Origin of the sequence: Flavobacterium sp. GSA192 (genome assembly GCF_006386525.1) — a bacterium.
Taxonomy (GTDB): Bacteria; Bacteroidota; Bacteroidia; order Flavobacteriales; family Flavobacteriaceae; genus Flavobacterium; species Flavobacterium commune.
The window spans coordinates 465,717-485,861 of record NZ_VAHC01000001.1 but is presented as its reverse complement, the minus strand read 5'-3'; the positions used below and the strand labels follow the sequence as shown (position 1 = coordinate 485,861).

The following is a 20,145-nucleotide window of genomic DNA, read 5'->3' as shown; positions in this document are numbered from 1 at the left end:
AGTTTTTATTTATTTTTTGTAAAACTCCTAAATTCAACAATTTTTAAATCTTTGAATTTTAAATTTTGTCAATCAATTTTATGTTATATTTAATACTAAAAAAAGGGCGGAACAACTAAAACATTTATTAAATTTGTTGCAATGTGCTTTTTTAGAGGTGCAAAAATAGGGTATTTTAAAATATGGCGAAAGTAAAATATTATTACGATTCTGAAAATCTGGCTTATCGCAAAATCAAAGTCAAAAAAAGAACAAAATTTGGCTTTGTAGCCTTATTTTTGTTGGCTTCCGCTTTATTTGGTTTCATCAGCTTTGTAGTTTTGTTAAACACCCCTTATTTTGACACTCCAAAAGACCGTCTTTTGATTCGGGAAATTGAAAATTTAAAATTAAACTATGCTTTTTTGAATAAAAAAATAGATCAACTGGACAATGTAGTGGAAGCTATTGAAGAGCGTGACAACAACCTGTATCGCACTTATTTTAATACAGCGCCCATTCCTGAAGAAGAAAGAAAAGCAGGCTACAAGGGTGCAAATAAGTACAAAGCACTTCAGGGATACAACAACAGCCAACTGGTTTTACAAACCACTAAAAGAGTCGATATTTTAACAAAAGAGCTCGTAATTCAATCGCAATCATTAGATTATATTTTAAAATTAGCCAAAGAGAAAAACAAATTACTGGCCGCTATTCCGGCCATTCAGCCGGTTAGAAATGAAAATTTAAAACACATGGCTTCCGGTTTTGGTTATCGCACTGATCCTTTTACAAAAGCTAGAAAAATGCACAAAGGCATGGATTTTACAGCTAAACAGGGTACTCCTATATTCGCCACCGGAGATGGGGTCATTGCACGGGCCGACAATACCGCTTCGGGATATGGAAACCATATTGTTATCAGACATGGTTATGGATACGAAACCTTATATGCCCATTTGAGCAAATACAAATGCCAAAGGGGACAAAGAGTAAAACGCGGGGACATTATTGGATTAGTAGGAAGCACAGGAAGATCGGAAGCACCACATTTGCATTATGAAGTTCACAAAGACGGTCGGGTGGTGAATCCGCTTAATTTTTATTATGGCAATATTTCGGCAGTGGAATACGTTGCCATTTCAAAATTGGCCAACCAGGAAAACCAATCGCTGGATTAGTTTTTAGTACTTAGTATCTGATTCTATAGTGATTAGTAACAAGTAATTGAAAATTTAGATACCATAATTAATAATAGATGATAAAAACAATATAAAAAAGACTGGGGACTAGGGACTAGTAACTACGGACTAAAAAAACAACAAAAATGCACATAGAATTACAACCCGGTAAAAGATATTACAGCATCGGCGAAGTGGCGAAAGCCTTTGACGTCAATGCGTCGCTGATTCGTTTTTGGGACAGCGAATTTGATATTCTCAAACCCAAAAAGAATGCTAAAGGCAACAGAATGTTTACTCCTGAAGACATCAAAAATCTCCAATTAATTTACCATTTGGTTAAAGAAAGAGGATTCACACTAGAAGGAGCTAAAACCCATTTGAAAGAAGGTCAGAAAAAAACGCTGGACAAATTTGAAATTATCAGTAAACTGGAAGCAATCAAAGTACAGTTGACTAATATTAAAAATGAGCTTTAGTCAATTTCAATAGCAAAATTCAATTACAATATCAATTTTGAAATAAATAAAAACAATAAATATTAAACTTTAAATTAAACAGAAACATGGATTTTAAAAAATTTTTACCTTGGATTATTTTAGCAATTATTATTATTGGTGGTTATAGCTGGGTTAAAGGAATTAACAACACTGCTGTGACTCTAGGTCAGGATGTAGAACAATCTTGGGGGGATGTTCAAACAGCTTATCAAAGACGTAATGACCTAATCGGAAACTTAGTAAACACCGTTAAAGGAGCTGCTGATTTTGAAAAAAGCACTTTAACAGCTGTTATCGAAGCTCGTGCTAAGGCTACACAAACTACAATTGACCCAACTAATATTACACCAGAACAATTAGCAGCGTTTAACTCAGCTCAAAGTGGCTTAAGCAGTTCTTTGTCTCGTTTATTAATTACGGTAGAAAAATATCCCGATTTGAAAGCCAATCAAAATTTCTTAAAATTACAAGACGAATTGGCCAGTACTGAAAACCAAATTTTAACTGCCAGAACTCGTTTTAATGAAGCGGTAAAACCATACAATACACACATCAAAACGTTTCCAAATACCCTATTTGCTGGAATTTTTGGTTTCAAAGAAAAAGCCTATTTCAACGCTGTTGAAGGTGCTGATAAACCAGTGGAAGTAAAATTCTAATCCTCCCCAACCCCTCCAGAGGAGGGGCTTTTTAATAGGTATTAAAAAAACAAAACAAATGTCAAAAGTAGAAGATTTTTTAACCAAAGAGGAAGAACAAGAAATTGTTGAAGCTATCCGAATAGCTGAAAAAAATACCTCCGGCGAGATTAGAGTCCATATTGAAAGAACAACTTCTATGGACACCTACGATCGTGCGAAGGAAATTTTCCATGAACTTAAAATGGATGAAACCGAATTAAAAAACGGCGTGTTAATTTATCTGGCGGTTGACGATCATAACTTTGTGATATGCGGAGACAAGGGAATCAACGATGTTGTTGAAGCCGATTTTTGGAATTGTACCCGTGATGCTATGGTTACTCAATTCAAGCAACATAAATTCAAACAAGGACTTGTTGACGGGATTCTAAGAGCCGGAGAACAGCTTAAAAAATATTTCCCTTGGCAGGAAGGTGACAGCAACGAATTATCTAACGAAATATCAAAAGGATAAATAATGAAAATTCCAACACAGAAAAACTCAAATTCCAAAGGAATTTTTCAATTTGTACTCTTACTATCTGTACTTTTTTCCTGCAATTGCATCTTTTCACAATTTACAATTCCAGAAAAACCAAGTTTACAAACATCCGTTTATGACTATGCCAATCTTTTTAGCACCAACGAAAAAACGCAATTAGAAGAAAAACTCATTCGATATTCTGATACAACCACAACACAAATTGTGGTTATTACAATAGAGAGTTTAAAAGGCGAAGACGTTAGTTTACTCGCTACCAAATGGGGACACACCTGGGGAGTTGGAGGAACTAAAAAAGACGACAATGGCGTAATTATCTTAATATCTAAAAACGACCGAAAAATTGCCATCAATCCGGGTTATGGTTTAGAAGACCGATTGACGGCGGGAATTGGCGGTGAAATTATCCGAAACATCATCATTCCTGAATTCAAAGCCGGTAGTTATTACAACGGAGTTAACAAAGGAACCGACGCCTTGTTTGATGTTTTTAAAGGCAAATACAAAGGCACTCGAAAACAAGCCAAACAAGAACAAGATTTCCCATTTCTCCCTTTTATCATCATCATTGCTTTTATTTTGATTTTAGCATCCAGAAACAAAGGTGGCGGTAGTGGAAACTCCGGAAATAGTGGTGGCGGAGGTCCCAGTTTATTAGATGTTATTATCCTGAGTAATCTGGGACGCAATAGCGGTGGTTTTGGAGGAGGCTTCGGTGGAGGTTCTTCTGGTGGTGGATTTGGTGGAGGCGGCTTCGGTGGAGGCTTTGGCGGCGGAGGTTTCTCTGGCGGCGGTTCCAGCGGAAGTTGGTAATTTTTTATATAACTTTCATTGAGAATGGCACACAGATGAAACTGATTTTAACAGATTTTCGCAGATTATAATTTACAAAAAACTAAAAAAATCCGTTTTTATCTGTTAAAATCAGTATCATCTGTGGCCTATTTTTTCATTTGGTCCGCTTAGCGGACAGCCATAATTTTTTATTCAAACACAATCACAATAAACCATTGGCTACAGCTAATGGTTTATTTATTTTAAAAATTCCTTGACTCCTTTATAAAATTATTTATCTTTATCCTGAATTTATCTGAACCACATAAGATAACCCACACAAATGCTTTCACAAAAAACCAAATACGCACTTAAAGCCCTACTCTATTTAGCGCAACAAGATGTCAATCATATTTCTAAAACCACTGATATAGCTGAAGCAGCTAATATTCCTAAAAAGTTTTTAGAACAAATTCTTTTAGACTTAAAACGTGGGCATTTAGTAGGCAGTAAGCAAGGGAAATTTGGCGGATATTATCTTTTAAAATCAGGAAACGAAATTACACTAGCTGATATTCACCGATTATTTGACGGTGCTATTGCTTTACTACCTTGTGCTTCTATCAATTTTTACGAGCGTTGTTTAGATTGCAAAGACGAGTCGGAATGCCTGCTACGACACGGATTAATCACTATTAGGGAAGAAACTTTAAAAGCAATGCAAGGCATTACGATAACCTCATTAGTAAAAAAATAAAAAAATATATTTTAATTTCTACTAATTATATAGAATTAATCATATACATTTGCCCCAGAATTAAAATCATATATAAAAACCCAAAAATGAAACTTATGAAAAGGCAACGAACAAAATTTATTTTTTCGGAAAATTATTCAAAAGAAAACAAAACTCTAAACAGCAATACAACCATAGCTATTATAATGTGTATGTGTTAGTTAAAAAAATTTATTTTTAATTCTACTAATTACATATAACATACATAAATACTAAACATGAAAACAATTTATACAAAATCAATCACAATAATCACATTACTATTATTCTTTTCAGTTTCAAATGCTCAGAATACTTTAAAAGGAAACGTAAAAAACAGTCAGGACCAATCTCTACCAGGTGCAAATGTTATCCTAAAAGGAACTAAATACAACACGACCACAGATGCAAACGGAAATTTTTCGATTGACACAAAAGACAAGACTTCTTTTTCCCTATTAATACAATATGTAGGATACAAAACGGAAGAAATAACTATTACTGAAAATCAAACAGCTCCATTAACAATAAAACTTTCTGAAGAAAACGAACTTGTTGAAGTTGTTATCTCATCTCGAAGAAGAATTGAAAAAGCTCAAAACGTACCTATTCCAATTTCGGTAGTGAGTGGAAAACAAGCAGAACAGGCAGGTGCCTTTAATGTAAACAGAATTAAAGAATTGATTCCATCTGTTCAGCTTTACTCATCAAACCCAAGAAACACAGGAATTAACATTCGTAGTTTAGGTTCTCCTTTTGGTCTTACTAATGATGGTATTGATCCGGGTGTTGGTTTCTATATTGATGGTGTCTATTATGCCCGCCCTGCAATTACAACTTTAGATTTTATTGATGTAAGTCAAATAGAAGTACTACGCGGACCGCAAGGAACGTTATTTGGAAAAAACACCACTTCAGGTGCCTTTAATATTACAACCAGAAAGCCAAGTTTTACTCCTGCTGCTGACTTTGAAGTAAGCTATGGAAATTATTCTTTCCTGCAAGCCAAAGCATCTATTACAGGAGCAATTGCAAAAAAAATTGCAGGACGTATTTCTTTTTCAGGAACACAACGTGATGGTTTAATTGAAAATGTGGCAACAGGAAAAGCAACAAATACATTAAACAATCAGGGAATCAGAGGTCAGTTACTTTTTACCCCTACAGAAAATACTAATATTACATTAGCTGCAGACATCACCACACAACGTCCTGATGGATATGCACAGGTTCTTGCCGGTGTTGCTCCAACTCAAAGAGCTGCATACCGTCAATTCAATCAAATTATTGCCGATTTAAATTACACCCTTCCAAGCACAAATCCCTTTGATCGTAAAATTGACCATGATACTCCATGGCGTTCCGGACAAGACATAGGAGGTATTTCGCTTAATGTTGATACAAAAATTGGAGGAGGAACACTTACCTCAACAACAGCCTGGCGCTTTTCAACTTGGGATCCGTCAAATGACAGGGATTTTACAGGATTACAAGTTTTAGCAAAATCACAAAATCCAAACAGACATGAGCAATTCACCCAAGAAGTGCGTTATGCTGGAGAAATCAGCCCAAAATTATCGGGAGTTGGAGGAATATTCTTTATTGACCAGGAAGTTAATACATATGGAACAGAAGAATCAGGAAGCGCACAATGGCGTTTCTCTCAAAGTACTACTAGCACCAAATGGCAAACACCAGGTCTTTTTGAAGGATATGGTATAAGAACAAATGCAGGTATCCATTCAGTTAGTGCTGCTGTATTTGGTCAATTAGACTGGGCTATTACTGATAAATTACATATTTTACCAGGTTTAAGATACAATTATGATAAAAAGGATGCCGATTACGACCGTGCCACTTACGGAGGTTTACAAACGACAGATCCTGAATTAATCGCTCTAAAAAGATTAGTTTATACTGACCAAAGTTTTAGCAAAAACACGGATGCAACTGACTTTTCAGGAAACTTAACGCTATCTTTCAAGGCATCTGACCGAATTAATGCTTACGCAACTTATGCAAAAAGCTACAAGCCTGTTGGGGTAAATGTTGCCGGACTTCCAACTGTTTCCGGTCAACCAGCTCTTGATTTGGCAGTAATCAAACCCGAAAAAGTACAGCACTACGAAGCAGGTGTTAAAACATCTCCATTTAATAATACTATCTTGAACCTAACTTTCTTTAATACCGATATTACGGATTACCAAACTAATGTTCAGGCTGCTGAATTAGGTGTCAATCGTGGTTATTTAGCCAATGCTGATAAAGTACGTGTAAGAGGTGCCGAATTAGATGCCAGTTTTGTTATCAACAAAAATTTCAGTATAAATGGAGCTGCAACTTATACGGATGGAAAATACATTAAATTTACAAATGCACCACTACCATTAGAAGAAACAGGATCTTCAGTATCTTTTAAAGATGTTTCAGGAAGCAGCTTACCAGGAGTTTCAAAATGGGCCGGAAGTTTAGGTGGTGAATACACAACAGATGCAAAATTCTTTGGAAATTTAGGTAAATTCTTTGTAGCTGTAGATTCTTATGCCCGTTCAGAATTTTCTTCAAGTCCATCGGCCTCAAAATACTTGGTTGTTGACGGCTATGCAATCTTTAATGGTCGTTTAGGATTTAGAGCTACTGAAGGTTTATCAATCAACTTCTGGGGACGCAACCTTTTAAATAAAGATTATTTTGAACAATTATTACCTGCCGGTGGTAATGCCGGTCACTATGCCGGAGTATTAGGAGATCAGAGAACGTATGGAATTACATTGAAATATTCACTATAAAATTCAATTTTCTAACTAAAGGAAGCCGTCTCAAAAATTGTATTGAGGCGGCTTCTTTATTTAATCCAATATTAGAAAACGCAAAAAAACAGCAGTTCAAACAAAATTTAAAATCATTCAAATCACTTACAATAAAGACTATTTTTTTTCTATTTTTACATCTTTAGTAAAATACAAATCATAAAACTGTAACATCATAATGCACATAGCAGTAGCAGGAAATATAGGCTCAGGAAAAACAACATTAACCGCTTTACTATCCAAACATTTTAAATGGGAACCTCATTACGAAGACGTAGTTGACAACCCGTATCTGGATGATTTTTATCACCAAATGGAGCGTTGGTCTTTCAATCTTCAAATTTATTTCTTGAACAGTCGTTTCCGCCAGGTGATGCAAATTCGCGAAAGCGGAAAAAAAGTAATTCAGGACAGAACCATTTATGAAGATGCTCATATTTTTGCCCCTAACCTTCACGCCATGGGATTAATGACCAATCGTGATTTTCAAAATTATGCTACCCTTTTTGAATTGATGGAATCTACGGTTAAAGCTCCCGATTTATTAATTTACCTAAGAAGTTCAATTCCGAATTTAGTGGGACAAATCCACAAACGCGGACGCGAATACGAAAACTCTATTTCTATCGATTATTTGAGTCGTTTGAACGAACGCTACGAAGCATGGATTCACACCTATACGAAAGGAAAATTACTGATTATTGATGTGGATAAAATTAACTTTGTGGACAACCCTGAAGATTTAGGAAACATCATCGAACGAATTAATGCCGAATTAAACGGATTATTTTAAGACACAAATTTTACAGATATTTCTACGAATAAAAAATGCCTCACAATTGCGAGGCATTTTTAGTTTTTTATAGCAAATTTATTTTTTGTGAGCACAACAACTTCCCTTAGAAGTTCCTGAAGCTATAATAAACTTTCCATTCGCATCATAATGAGACAGGCAGGCTTCTTTTTGCGCTGGTGAACATTTTAAACTATCGCACATTTTTGCACATTCTTCTTTGGACATTGTTGCCATTTTGGACATGTCGCAATGCCCCATCATAGCAGCATTATGATGCTCGCAATTTTTATTCGTACAACCTTTGGCGATACATTCTTCTTTAGACATCGAAGTACATTTAGCAGTTGAAACACAACAAGAAGCCGCAGTTCCAATGGTATGACTTCCATTACCTAAAATCGGAGCAATAACTAAACCTATTAAACATGTTAATTTGATTAAAATATTCATCGAAGGTCCGGAAGTATCTTTGAATGGATCTCCAACAGTATCTCCGGTTACAGCAGCTTTATGCGCATCAGAACCCTTATAGGTCATTTCGCCATTAATCATTACACCAGCTTCAAAAGATTTTTTAGCATTGTCCCAGGCACCTCCGGCATTGTTTTGAAAAACCGCCCAAAGCACACCCGAAACTGTAACTCCAGCCATATAACCTCCCAACATTTCGGCAATTAACTGATTATTGTCGCCATAAACTAATTTACCAAGCAACACAATCGCAATAGGAAAACCAATGGTCAAAACACCCGGCAACATCATTTCGCGTAAAGCGGCTTTTGTTGAAATATCCACACATTTAGCATATTCCGGTTTGGCTGTTCCTTCCATAATTCCCGGAATTTCTTTAAACTGACGACGCACTTCATATACCATGTCCATAGCTGCTTTCCCAACGGAATTCATTGCTAATGCTGAAAAAACCACAGGAATCATTCCGCCCACAAACAACATTGCTAAAACGGGTGCTTTAAAAATATTAATTCCGTCAATTCCTGTAAAAGTAACATAAGCCGCAAACAGAGCCAATGAAGTCAATGCTGCCGAAGCAATCGCAAATCCTTTTCCGGTTGCTGCAGTTGTGTTTCCAACAGAATCTAAAATATCGGTTCGGGTACGTACTTCTTTAGGCAATTCACTCATTTCGGCAATTCCTCCCGCATTGTCTGAAATAGGTCCGAAAGCATCAATGGCTAATTGCATTGCCGTAGTAGCCATCATTGCTGAAGCTGCCAAGGCTACACCATAAAAACCCGCTAAAGCATACGATGTCCAAATTGCAGCTGCAAACAATAAAACCGTTGGAAAAGTAGAAATCATTCCTGTTGCCAATCCTGCAATAACATTTGTCCCGGCTCCTGTACTCGATTTTTGAACAATAGCCATTACCGGTTTTGTCCCAAGACCTGTATAATATTCAGTTACCGAAGAAATCACTCCACCAACTATTAATCCGATAATGGTAGCATAAAAAACACGCATCGAAGAAATTTCCTGACTTCCCTCACCAAAAAATTCCATTCTCATCATTGGTGGTAACATGTATTGCACTAAAAAGAAACAGCTAATAGCCGTTAGAACTATGGCAACCCAATTCCCTATATTCAATGCTTTTTGTACCTGAGCTTCTTTAGCATTATCATCGGTTATTTTTACTAACATTGTTCCAATGATGGAAAATAAAATTCCAAAACCAGCAATGGACATTGGCAACAAAATAGGTCCAATTCCGCCAAAAGCATCCTGAATGCTTCCGCCCATATCTTTGATAACATAATTCCCCAAAACCATAGCTGCCAAAACTGTTGCTACATAAGACCCAAATAAATCGGCTCCCATTCCTGCAACATCGCCCACATTATCTCCTACGTTATCTGCAATGGTTGCAGGATTTCGAGGATCATCTTCTGGGATTCCGGCTTCCACTTTCCCTACTAAATCGGCACCTACATCGGCAGCTTTTGTATAAATTCCGCCTCCAACACGAGCAAACAAAGCAATCGATTCGGCTCCTAAAGAAAAACCTGCTAAGGTTTCTAATACTACGGTCATGTCATCAATAGAAGTCCATGTCCCGCCCATAAAAAAATGATAGAAAAAAATAAAAAAAGAAGTCAATCCTAAAACGGCTAAACCGGCAACGCCTAATCCCATTACGGTTCCGCCTCCAAAAGAAACCTTTAAGGCCTGAGGCAAACTACTGCGAGCAGCCTGAGTGGTTCTTACATTGGTTTTAGTTGCTATTTTCATCCCCATATTTCCTGCCAGTGCAGAAAATAAAGCACCAATAACAAAGGCCACAACAATTAACAAATGTGTTTTAACTCCTGGTAAAAAAGTAATTCCCGCCAAAACAATACTGGCAAAAAAAACAAAAACGGCCAGTAATCGGTATTCCGCTTTTAAAAATGCCAGAGCACCCTCGTAAATAAAATCGGAAATTGAGGCCATTTTACCATCGCCGGCGTCTTGTTTTAAAACCCAGGCTCTTTTTAAAAACATAAAAGCAAGTCCAACTAATGCCATAAAAACAGGCACCCAAATCATAATTGTATTCATAAATTCGTTTTTGGTTAAGGTTAATAATCAACAGCATACAAACGAATTTAAACAAAAAAGCAATACTCCTGACGAAGTATTGCTTTTTTTACAAATTTATAACCTGAAAATTATTTAATGCTAAATAACCCTTCAGGCTTGTTTTCAATGGCATTAAAACGATCAGTACATTCTTTGATGATTGCTTTTGCTTCACTCAAATCTCCCCATCCTTCAACATCTACTTGTTTGTTTTCAAGATCTTTGTAAACCTGGAAGAAATGCTCGATTTCTTTTAATAAGTGTGGATTAACGTCTGATAAATCATTTAATTTATTCCAAATTGGATCAGAAACCGGTACACAAACAATTTTCTCATCCGGTCCTTTATCATCTGCCATGTGGAAAACACCAATTGGTTTTACTTCCATAACACATCCAGGGAAAGTTGGTTCGTTTACTAAAACCAATACGTCCAATGGATCTCCGTCAAGAGCTAAAGTTTCAGGAATAAATCCGTAATCAGCAGGATACATCATTGAAGAGAATAACATTCTGTCAAAACGCATTCTTTTGATTTCAAAATCGTATTCGTATTTGTTTCTACTTCCTCTTGGAATTTCGATTAACACATCGAAAGTGTTTATTTTGTCTGCAGTCATTTTATTTATTGTCTTAAGTTGATTTTATCTGGGCACAAAAGTAACTCAAATCCTTATTTATAACAAAACATTTGCTTTAGATTTCGTGATTTTTAGAAATAAAATCCAAACGAACCTTTTACAGAAAACTTCTGCGTATCAGGTGTATTCAAATAATTTCCTCTCCAGGTAAAATCAATTCGAAATACTTTAAAAATATTGCCTATTCCTGCACTGTATTCCCAATACACATCTTCGGGAGCGGCATACACTAAGCCCGAAGCATTAATGGCTCTGCTGGCATCTGAAATTGTTCCGTAAACTGCTTTTGCCCCAATTATTTCTCGCCAATTTAGCTTTCTCATAAATGGAATTCTTGAAAACACACGTCCTCCAAAATTATGTTCCCATTGCAACGTACTGTATTGATCGGCAACAAATTCGTAAAAATTAAGGTTATTAAAAGTGTTTTCGATAGTAGAATATGACTGGTTTCCGGGAATTACACTCATCAATCCTAACGGAATTGTTCCAAAAGTTTTTCCTAATTCCAAAGTAAGATTAGTACGTCCTAATGGTCCAATAATAATAGGCTGTCTATAATACAACTGTAATTTATCATACTTAAAATCACTATCAAACAGGCCTTTAAAACCATGACTATAATTAACATAAAAACGGCTAAAAGGACTATCTACAGTACTTCTTTCTACTCCGTAACCTATCATTTTTCGGTTAGGAGTTAACTCTAACTGCAAATTAACCTCTGATTGCTTAACATCACTTCTTGTGGTGGTTTGGCTTGCATCAGTATAATAATCCAACTTAAAAGTATCCGATGCCGATTCTAATGTCCTGTACGAAAATCCCATTTGAAACATTAAGTTTTTTACAGGCTCCATTTCAACCGACAAATTAGACAAATTAATATTAGTCAACTTTCCATTATTTCCTGTTGAAACCAATGAAGAAGAAGCAAAACTTCTGCCCAAAACATCGTTAGTAGTTGTTAAACTGGCACCTATTTGCTCCACATCCCGTCTATTTCCACCTGAAATGATAATTCGGTTCTTCTTATCCACCATCCATTTTCCTGACAAACCGTATTTGAATTTATTATCATCAAAACCATAGGCTGTATATCCTTGTAAACGCCAGGTGTCATTAGGACCAAAATAAGTTCTTCCCCCTGTTCTAATTCGGATTCCTTCTACTTCATTGTAACCAAAAGTGGAAAAAATAGGCCCGTAATCAAAATGCCCAAACTGTACATATCCACTACCTAAAATAGAGACCAAATTATACAATTGCCTGAATTTCTTGACTGTTTGCAAGGTATCCAGCATTTTATAAATTCCTTTCTCGTCTTTATTTAAGTTTTCAAAACGATTGTCATCCCAATACTTCTCCGATCGATTATAAACCTCATTATCAATATAATTAACCTCATCTCTATAAAAAGCAGCCGGTTTTTCGATATTGAATTGATGATTTTGATACAAGGTAGTACGTTTTCCATACACCCCTTTAGACTCATCTTTTTTATTCAAAGCAAAATCTGACATCATGTGATCGCGGGTCAACAAAAAGACCGAATCGTTTTGCACTTCAAATTCCTGTTCGATATAAATATCTTTTACCCAGTTAATATTGGCACTTTTAGTCACTGCCATATTGATTTTTTTGATGGCAAAAGTGGTATCGTTCACCCAAAAATCGCCTTTAAAAGTCAGCTCATTTTTACGTCTTGGATAAAACAAAATGTTGTAACACCATTTTTTATCAATAAAAGCACTGTCTCTAAGAACATAACTATAGACATCTATACCCGTTTTAGACAATGGACTGGTGAAACTTTTGTCAAAAAAAGTAAGGTGGTTGTTGTAAATATCGTAATTCGAATACAAATCCTTAATAAAAGATAAAATTTGCTGATTATCACTAAATCCAGAATTTTTATTAGCCTTTAATTTTTCTTTTACCTTATTTATTTTATTATTCCCATAAACATCCATTAACGATTCATTGATAAAAATAGGCAGATACGTTTTCCCGGTAACTCTCGAAGTATCAATATGATTAAAAACAAATTCCATTCCTTTGAAGATTTTGTTTTTCATAAAAGCACTATCAATAGTATTCATATCAAACTCTACTTTTTCGTACTTCTCCATTTGGTACTGATCAAATTGGTACAAACCATTTTTTCGCTTTCTTTCCCAAATTTTCCTAAGAATATCTAATGCCGGATTGTTCTTTTTAGAAGTTTTTCCAGAGTAAATAACCACCTCTTTTAATTCCTCGACATCTTTTAGTAATACCTTAAAATTATAATTTACGGCTTTGTCCAAAGTAATTTCCGTATCTGAAAACCCTACAGAAGTCACTATCAAAACAGTATAAGTAGCAGGCGATTCGATATAAAAACGTCCGTCTTCATTAGACATAACTCCCATATTCGAACCTTTAAAAACAACATTTGCAAAAGGAACGGGTTGATTGGATTTATCTACCACTATACCGCTCACTTTTGTTTGGGCAAAAAGTGTTGAGAAAACAGACAATACAAAAAACAGAGCTAGAAATAGGTACTTCTTATTCATACAGGTTGACATTTATTGCTTTTTATTGAGGTTTGTTTGCAACAAACTCCCATTAAAATTTAAAAAAAAAGCTTCATCAAACTAACGTAAGATGAAGCCTTAATAGTATTTACTAATGTATTATTTATACATTACTTTCTTTACTGCTTTCACAACATCAGCTGCGTTTGGCAACCAATCTTTCAATAATACCGGAGAGTAAGGTGCCGGAGCATCGGCAGTTGTAATTCTTTGAATTGGTGCATCAAGGAAATCAAAAGCTTGTTCTTGTACAATATAAGTAATCTCAGAAGAAATACTTGCAAATGGCCAAGCTTCTTCAAGAATTACCAAACGATTTGTTTTCTTAACTGATTTTAAAATCGCTTCGTTATCCATTGGACGAACCGTTCTTAAATCGATAACTTCACAAGAAATTCCTTCCTTAGCTAATTCATCAGCAGCAATAAAAGCTTCTTTGATGATTTTTCCAAAAGAAACAATTGTTACATCAGTTCCTTCTCTTTTAACATCAGCAACTCCAATAGGAATTACATATTCTCCGTCTGGCACTTCACCTTTATCACCATACATTTGCTCAGATTCCATAAAAATTACAGGATCATTATCGCGAATAGCTGATTTCAAAAGTCCTTTAGCATCATAAGGAGTAGAAGGTACAATCACTTTTAATCCTGGAGTATTAGCAAACCAGTTTTCTAAAGCCTGTGAGTGAGTAGCTCCTAATTGACCTGCAGAAGCAGTTGGTCCACGAAAAACGATAGGCACATTAAATTGTCCTCCTGTCATTTGACGCATTTTAGCAGCATTATTTATAATTTGATCAATACCAACTAAACAGAAGTTGAAAGTCATGTATTCTACAATAGGACGACAACCGTTCATAGCAGATCCTACTGCAATTCCTGTAAAACCAAGCTCAGCAATTGGAGTATCAATTACTCTTTTTTCGCCAAATTCAGCCAGCATTCCTTTTGAAGCTTTGTATGCTCCGTTGTATTCTGCAACTTCTTCGCCCATTAAATATATGGATTCATCGTGACGCATTTCTTCGCTCATCGCTTCGCAAATGGCCTCTCTAAATTGTATTGTTCTCATATTATATTGTATGTTGAATTTTCTGAAGAGCAAAAATAAATATTTTAAACCATTTAAAACACAAATTAACTTAAATAATCCTCCATAAATTCTAACATCTTAGATTAGGTATGTGAATATCTCGCATTTATTCTGCTATTTTACACGAATCAAACAAATAAAAATATTATTGCAACAATGCTTAGTCTTTATTCATACTAAATTATTCGAAATATTATTCTAATTTTGTAACTCAATCTACGAAATTTATAAAATATCCCAACATGAAAATACTAGTTTGCATCAGTCATGTTCCTGATACTACCTCAAAAATCAACTTTACAAACGCTGATACCGAATTTGATACTAACGGCGTACAATATGTAATCAATCCTAATGACGAATTTGGATTAACACGTGCTATTTGGTTTCAAGAACAACAAGGAGCTACCGTAACTGTAGTAAACGTGGGCGGTCCTGAAACCGAACCTACATTAAGAAAAGCATTAGCAATCGGAGCTAACGAAGCCATTCGTATCAATGCTACTCCTACTGACGGATTTTTTGTTGCCAAACAATTAGCTGAAGTTATCAAATCAGGAGCTTACGATTTAGTTATTGCTGGAAAAGAATCTCTTGATTATAATGGAGGAATGGTTCCCGGAATGATTGCCGGTATTTTAGGATACAATTTCTTAAACGCCTGTATTGACATTGCTGTTGATGGTACAAATGTAAAAGCGGTTCGCGAAATTGACGGAGGAAAAGAAACTGTTACCACTTCTTTACCTTTAATCATTGGCGGACAAAAAGGAATCGTTGAAGAAAAAGATTTGCGTATCCCCAACATGAGAGGAATCATGACTGCCAGAACAAAAACATTAAATGTTGTTGAACCGGTTGACGCTGCCATAAACACCAAAGCGGTAAAATTTGAAAAACCGGCTCCAAAATCGGCAATAAAAATGGTTTCCCCAGATAATTTAGACGAGTTAATCGACTTATTACACAACGAAGCGAAAGTGATTTAAGATTGTAGAGTTTAGATTTTAGATTGCTGATTGCAATACGAAATCTAAAAATCACCATTTGATTCACCTCTAAAATCTAAAATCGTTAATCTAAAATCTAAAATCATATGTCAATATTAATATATGCAGAATCTGCAGAAGGAAAATTTAAAAAAGTAACATTCGAAATCGCTTCTTACGCAAAAAAAGTAGCTGAATCTTTAGGAACTACAGTAACTGCCTTAACTATCAATACTGAAAACGTTGCCGAATTAGCAAAATACGGGGTTGACAAAGTATTAAAAGTAAACAACGACAAATTAGCCGGTTTTAACGCCAAAGCTTATGCTGACGTTATCAAACAAGCAGCCCAACAAGAAAACACAAAATTAGTTATTCTTTCTTCCAGCACTGACAGCATCTATCTTTCTTCATTGTTAGCCGTAAATCTGGAAGCAGGTTTTGCTTCAAACGTAGTAGGATTACCGGTAAGCACTGCTCCTTTTCAGGTAAAAAGAAATGCTTTTTCAAACAAAGCATTCAACATAACAGAAATCAATACCGAGGTAAAAGTAATTGGTCTGGCTAAAAACTCTTATGGTATTTTCGAAAATGCCTCAACATTAACAGAAGAAGCTTTCAATCCAAGCATTGGAGATAATGATTTTGGAATAAAAGTAGCATCAGTTGAAAAATCATCAGGAAAAGTATCTATTGCCGATGCTGACATTGTAGTTTCCGGCGGACGCGGATTAAAAGGACCAGAAAACTGGAACTTAATTGAAGATTTAGCTGCTGTTTTAGGAGCTGCAACAGCCTGTTCTAAACCCGTTTCCGACTTAGGATGGAGACCACACGCTGAACACGTAGGACAAACAGGAAAACCGGTAGCAACTAATTTATACATTGCAGTTGGAATTTCGGGTGCTATCCAGCACATTGCCGGAATCAATGCTTCTAAGGTAAAAGTAGTTATCAATACTGATGCCGAAGCACCTTTCTTTAAAGTTGCCGACTACGGAATTGTAGGGGATGCTTTTGATGTTGTTCCTAGATTAATCGAAAAACTAAAGGCTTTTAAGGCGCAAAACGCTTAACACCCTAACTCCTTATTAAAATAATTCTGCCTAATAAAATAAGATAATCGTATCTTTGCTTATTGGCAGAATTTTTAATTAATATTGTAACCTAAAACTAGCCAACAAAACTAAAATACTTTTTCATTTCAACAATTATGAGCTTAGTCAAATTATCCATAAAAGGAATTTCATATAGCCAAACACAAAATGGAGCCTACGCTTTGATTTTGAATGAAGTAGATGGCGAAAGAAAACTACCTATCGTAATAGGAGCTTTCGAAGCACAATCTATCGCTATTGCTTTAGAAAAAGAAATCAAGCCGCCACGTCCATTAACTCATGATTTGTTTAAAAATTTTGCAGAACGATTTGATATTGTTGTCAAACAAGTTATTATTCACAAACTCGTTGACGGTGTGTTTTACTCCAGTATTATTTGCGAAAGAGACAAAATAGAAGAAATTATAGACGCCAGAACATCTGATGCTATCGCATTAGCCTTGCGTTTTAATGCTCCTATTTTTACCTATAAAAACATTCTTGATAAAGCTGGAATTTATTTAAAAACGAATCCTACTGATTCCGACAAGGAAAATCAGCCAATGGATGATGTGATTTCAAATCCGGAATCTTTTACCGCCGAAGCCGAAAGCGGTCGCGCTTACATCAAATACAGTCTTCAGGAATTAAACGACTTATTAATTCAGGCTGTAGAACAGGAAGATTATGAAAAAGCAGCAAAAATAAGAGACGAAATTTCAAAAAGAGAATCCTAATTTAAACGTCAATTCGATCATTCAAATCAACAAATAAGCAAATTCAAAGCAATGAAGCAATATTTAGATTTAGTAAAACATGTTATGGAAAACGGTTGCCAAAAAGGCGACCGAACCGGCACCGGAACTAAAAGTGTATTTGGCTACCAAATGCGTTTTGATTTAAGCGAAGGTTTTCCAATGGTTACCACCAAAAAACTACATCTTAAATCGATTATTTACGAATTGCTTTGGTTCTTAAAAGGCGAAACCAACATTGGTTATCTTAAAGAACATAATGTAAAAATATGGGATGCCTGGGCAGATCAAAATGGCGATTTAGGTCCAGTTTACGGACATCAATGGCGCAACTGGAACAGTGAAGAAATCGATCAGATTTCCAATTTAATCCAAGAATTAAAAACCAATCCTAATAGCCGCAGAATGCTGGTTTCGGCTTGGAATCCTTCGGTTTTACCCGATACAACAAAATCATTTGAAGAAAACGTAGCCAATAACAAAGCGGCTTTACCTCCGTGTCATGCGTTCTTTCAGTTTTATGTTGCCGATGGAAAACTGTCCTGCCAACTTTATCAAAGAAGTGCCGACATCTTTCTGGGAGTTCCATTCAACATTGCTTCTTATGCACTATTAACCATGATGATTGCACAGGTATGCGACTTAGAACCAGGAGAATTCATCCATACTTTTGGTGACGCACACATCTATAACAATCACTTTGAGCAATTGGAATTGCAATTATCACGCGAACCAAAACCATTACCAAAAATGATTTTAAATCCGGAGATTAAAAATATCTTTGATTTTGATTACAGTGATTTTACCCTCGTAGGTTATGAACCACACGAAACCATAAAAGGGAGCGTAGCGGTTTAAAATTATAGAAATTCCAAATTCTAATTTTATCCCGATAGTTATCGGGATAAAATTAGAATTTGGAATTTTTTATTAGAATAAAAAAAAAGCATTTTAGATTAAACCTCTAAAACGCTATTTTCTGTTCCTGCAAATTCATTCCATTTAAAAGAATCTGCTTCTGTTTCGTTGATATATTCTCCGTCAACTAAATATTTGAATTCGTAAGCGGCATCTTTATTCAAATCAAAAGCTCCTTTAAAAGTTCCGTTTTTTAATTTACTTAAAGCACCTTCTTCAGGATTCCAATTATTAAAATCACCAATAACCGAAACTTGAGTCGCTTCTTTAGCTTCTATAGAAAATGTAACTTTACAAACTGGTTTTGACTTTACAAATTGTTTTTTAATTGGCATAACTATTTCATTTTTAGATTTATGAGACAAAGTAAGTCAATTTAATCGAAGTTTAAATACCCAAAAGTAAGTTTTAGGATAATGCTTAATAAACTGTTAAAAACAAACCAATTCATCAAATTTAAAAGCTTTATATTTTCAAAATACAAAAAAGCAAGAGACTAAAAGCTAAATATTCTATAGTACAAATCGGCATTTCCAAATTAAATTTTATCTTTATAGTCAAAAAAAACAGCCTATGAAAACCGAACAATATGAATTGTACGAATACGCCAGAAAACGTATAACACAAAAAAAAAGAGTCTATTTTCATTTTGTTGTATTGTTTTTAGCCAGCCTGTTTTTATTTGTATCTACCGAAGTTTTTCACTTTAACGAAGATGCAAATTGGCACATTTGGTTAATTACAGTCTGGTTATTTCTTTTTATATTACACTTTATCAAAGTTTTTATAACCGATCGTTTTATGAGCAAAAATTGGGAAAAAGAACAAATTGACCGATTAATTGCCCTACAGGAAAAAAAGATAGCCGAATTAAACGACCAAATCAACGAAGAATCCTCTACAAAATAAAAACTAATGATTACAATGATTGCTGCCGCTGCCCAAAACAAGGCATTGGGAAAAGACAACCAATTGATTTGGCATTTACCTAACGATTTTAAAAGATTCAAAAGCCTGACAACAGGACATCATATTATCATGGGAAGAAAAACTTTTGAAAGCTTCCCAAAACCATTACCTAATCGCACACACATTATAATTACGCGTCAGACGGATTACAAAGCCGAAGATTGTATTGTTGTAGATAGTATCGAAAAAGCTATTGAAAAATGCCCGGAAGGAGAAGAATCTTTCATTATTGGCGGAGGCGAGATTTATCAGCTAGCCATACCTTTTTCAGATAAAATTGAACTTACGGTAGTGCATCACAACTTTGAAGCCGATGCTTTTTTCCCAGAAATTAAATTGGAAGACTGGGAATTAATCAACAGTGATTTTCAGCCCAAAGACGAAAAACACCTCTACGATTACAGCTTTGACACTTACATCCGAAAACAAAAAAGACCGTCCGAAAAGTAATTCCCAAACATCCTCTTATTGTTTTTATGTGAATTTTTCAAAGTATTAAAAAGATCTACTGATGTAAGT

Annotated in this window: 19 protein-coding genes; 14 read left to right on the top strand and 5 right to left on the bottom strand. The window is 35.3% G+C overall.

All coding sequences use genetic code 11. The annotated features are described in order from the left end of the window. The first annotated feature begins 182 nt into the window (after positions 1-182). From FDM27_RS02020 to FDM27_RS01985, 8 genes are all read left to right on the top strand, one after another. On the top strand, positions 183-1,160 hold the full coding sequence (locus FDM27_RS02020; RefSeq protein WP_071185092.1) for a M23 family metallopeptidase: 978 nt from the start codon (positions 183-185) through the stop codon (positions 1,158-1,160). Positions 1,161-1,306: 146 nt separating this feature from the next. Next, the gene (locus FDM27_RS02015; protein WP_026713247.1) at positions 1,307-1,639 is read left to right on the top strand and encodes a MerR family transcriptional regulator; all 333 of its coding nucleotides are present in this window, start codon (positions 1,307-1,309) and stop codon (positions 1,637-1,639) included. An 86-nt stretch (positions 1,640-1,725) separates the two neighbouring features. Further along, positions 1,726-2,319, top strand: coding sequence for a LemA family protein (locus tag FDM27_RS02010; protein ID WP_140484988.1), 594 nt, complete (start codon positions 1,726-1,728; stop codon positions 2,317-2,319). 58 nt (positions 2,320-2,377) lie between these two features. After that, positions 2,378-2,815, top strand: a complete 438-nt coding sequence (locus FDM27_RS02005; protein ID WP_140484987.1) for a TPM domain-containing protein — start codon at positions 2,378-2,380, stop codon at positions 2,813-2,815. A gap of 3 nt (positions 2,816-2,818) precedes the next feature. Further along, on the top strand, positions 2,819-3,655 hold the full coding sequence (locus FDM27_RS02000; RefSeq protein ID WP_140484986.1) for a TPM domain-containing protein: 837 nt from the start codon (positions 2,819-2,821) through the stop codon (positions 3,653-3,655). A gap of 304 nt (positions 3,656-3,959) precedes the next feature. Beyond that, positions 3,960-4,373 carry an RrF2 family transcriptional regulator gene (locus tag FDM27_RS01995; protein WP_071185088.1) on the top strand — a complete coding sequence of 138 codons (414 nt, stop codon included), beginning with the start codon at positions 3,960-3,962 and terminating at the stop codon, positions 4,371-4,373. A 257-nt stretch (positions 4,374-4,630) separates the two neighbouring features. Beyond that, positions 4,631-7,180 carry a TonB-dependent receptor gene (locus tag FDM27_RS01990; RefSeq protein ID WP_140484985.1) on the top strand — a complete coding sequence of 850 codons (2,550 nt, stop codon included), beginning with the start codon at positions 4,631-4,633 and terminating at the stop codon, positions 7,178-7,180. Positions 7,181-7,379: 199 nt separating this feature from the next. Continuing rightward, positions 7,380-7,994 carry a deoxynucleoside kinase gene (locus FDM27_RS01985; RefSeq protein ID WP_071185086.1) on the top strand — a complete coding sequence of 205 codons (615 nt, stop codon included), beginning with the start codon at positions 7,380-7,382 and terminating at the stop codon, positions 7,992-7,994. Between the two features lie 78 nt (positions 7,995-8,072). Here FDM27_RS01985 and FDM27_RS01980 read toward each other — a convergent pair whose 3' ends face one another. The 4 genes from FDM27_RS01980 to FDM27_RS01965 all read right to left on the bottom strand — a co-directional run bounded on the left by FDM27_RS01980 (position 8,073) and on the right by FDM27_RS01965 (position 14,877). Next, positions 8,073-10,556, bottom strand: coding sequence for a sodium-translocating pyrophosphatase (locus FDM27_RS01980; protein ID WP_255510440.1), 2,484 nt, complete (start codon positions 10,554-10,556; stop codon positions 8,073-8,075). A 110-nt stretch (positions 10,557-10,666) separates the two neighbouring features. Then, positions 10,667-11,197 (bottom strand): inorganic diphosphatase, encoded by a 531-nt coding sequence (locus FDM27_RS01975; protein WP_066328669.1) that lies wholly within the window; start codon positions 11,195-11,197, stop codon positions 10,667-10,669. Between the two features lie 92 nt (positions 11,198-11,289). Beyond that, positions 11,290-13,779 (bottom strand): DUF5686 and carboxypeptidase-like regulatory domain-containing protein, encoded by a 2,490-nt coding sequence (locus FDM27_RS01970; protein ID WP_071186329.1) that lies wholly within the window; start codon positions 13,777-13,779, stop codon positions 11,290-11,292. Positions 13,780-13,899: 120 nt separating this feature from the next. Then, on the bottom strand, positions 13,900-14,877 hold the full coding sequence (locus FDM27_RS01965) for a pyruvate dehydrogenase complex E1 component subunit beta (RefSeq protein ID WP_035662453.1): 978 nt from the start codon (positions 14,875-14,877) through the stop codon (positions 13,900-13,902). A gap of 263 nt (positions 14,878-15,140) precedes the next feature. Between FDM27_RS01965 and FDM27_RS01960 the strand changes: the two genes are divergently transcribed. The 4 genes from FDM27_RS01960 to FDM27_RS01945 all read left to right on the top strand — a co-directional run bounded on the left by FDM27_RS01960 (position 15,141) and on the right by FDM27_RS01945 (position 18,597). Next, positions 15,141-15,887 (top strand): electron transfer flavoprotein subunit beta/FixA family protein, encoded by a 747-nt coding sequence (locus FDM27_RS01960; RefSeq protein ID WP_071185084.1) that lies wholly within the window; start codon positions 15,141-15,143, stop codon positions 15,885-15,887. Between the two features lie 107 nt (positions 15,888-15,994). Continuing rightward, on the top strand, positions 15,995-16,963 hold the full coding sequence (locus tag FDM27_RS01955; protein WP_140484984.1) for an electron transfer flavoprotein subunit alpha/FixB family protein: 969 nt from the start codon (positions 15,995-15,997) through the stop codon (positions 16,961-16,963). A gap of 137 nt (positions 16,964-17,100) precedes the next feature. Continuing rightward, entirely contained in the window at positions 17,101-17,721 is a 621-nt protein-coding gene (locus tag FDM27_RS01950) for a bifunctional nuclease family protein (RefSeq protein ID WP_071185082.1), read from the top strand. Between the two features lie 51 nt (positions 17,722-17,772). Continuing rightward, a complete protein-coding gene (locus FDM27_RS01945; RefSeq protein WP_140484983.1) occupies positions 17,773-18,597 on the top strand; it encodes a thymidylate synthase in 825 nt (274 codons plus the stop codon). Between the two features lie 98 nt (positions 18,598-18,695). Here FDM27_RS01945 and FDM27_RS01940 read toward each other — a convergent pair whose 3' ends face one another. Beyond that, positions 18,696-18,992, bottom strand: coding sequence for an isoamylase early set domain-containing protein (locus tag FDM27_RS01940; protein WP_071185080.1), 297 nt, complete (start codon positions 18,990-18,992; stop codon positions 18,696-18,698). Positions 18,993-19,230: 238 nt separating this feature from the next. Between FDM27_RS01940 and FDM27_RS01935 the strand changes: the two genes are divergently transcribed. Together FDM27_RS01935 and FDM27_RS01930 are read left to right on the top strand one after the other, a co-directional pair. Then, complete coding sequence (locus tag FDM27_RS01935) at positions 19,231-19,566, top strand: 2TM domain-containing protein (protein ID WP_071185079.1); 336 nt, start codon at positions 19,231-19,233, stop codon at positions 19,564-19,566. A gap of 6 nt (positions 19,567-19,572) precedes the next feature. Further along, complete coding sequence (locus tag FDM27_RS01930; protein ID WP_140484982.1) at positions 19,573-20,076, top strand: dihydrofolate reductase; 504 nt, start codon at positions 19,573-19,575, stop codon at positions 20,074-20,076. Positions 20,077-20,145 lie beyond the last annotated feature (69 nt).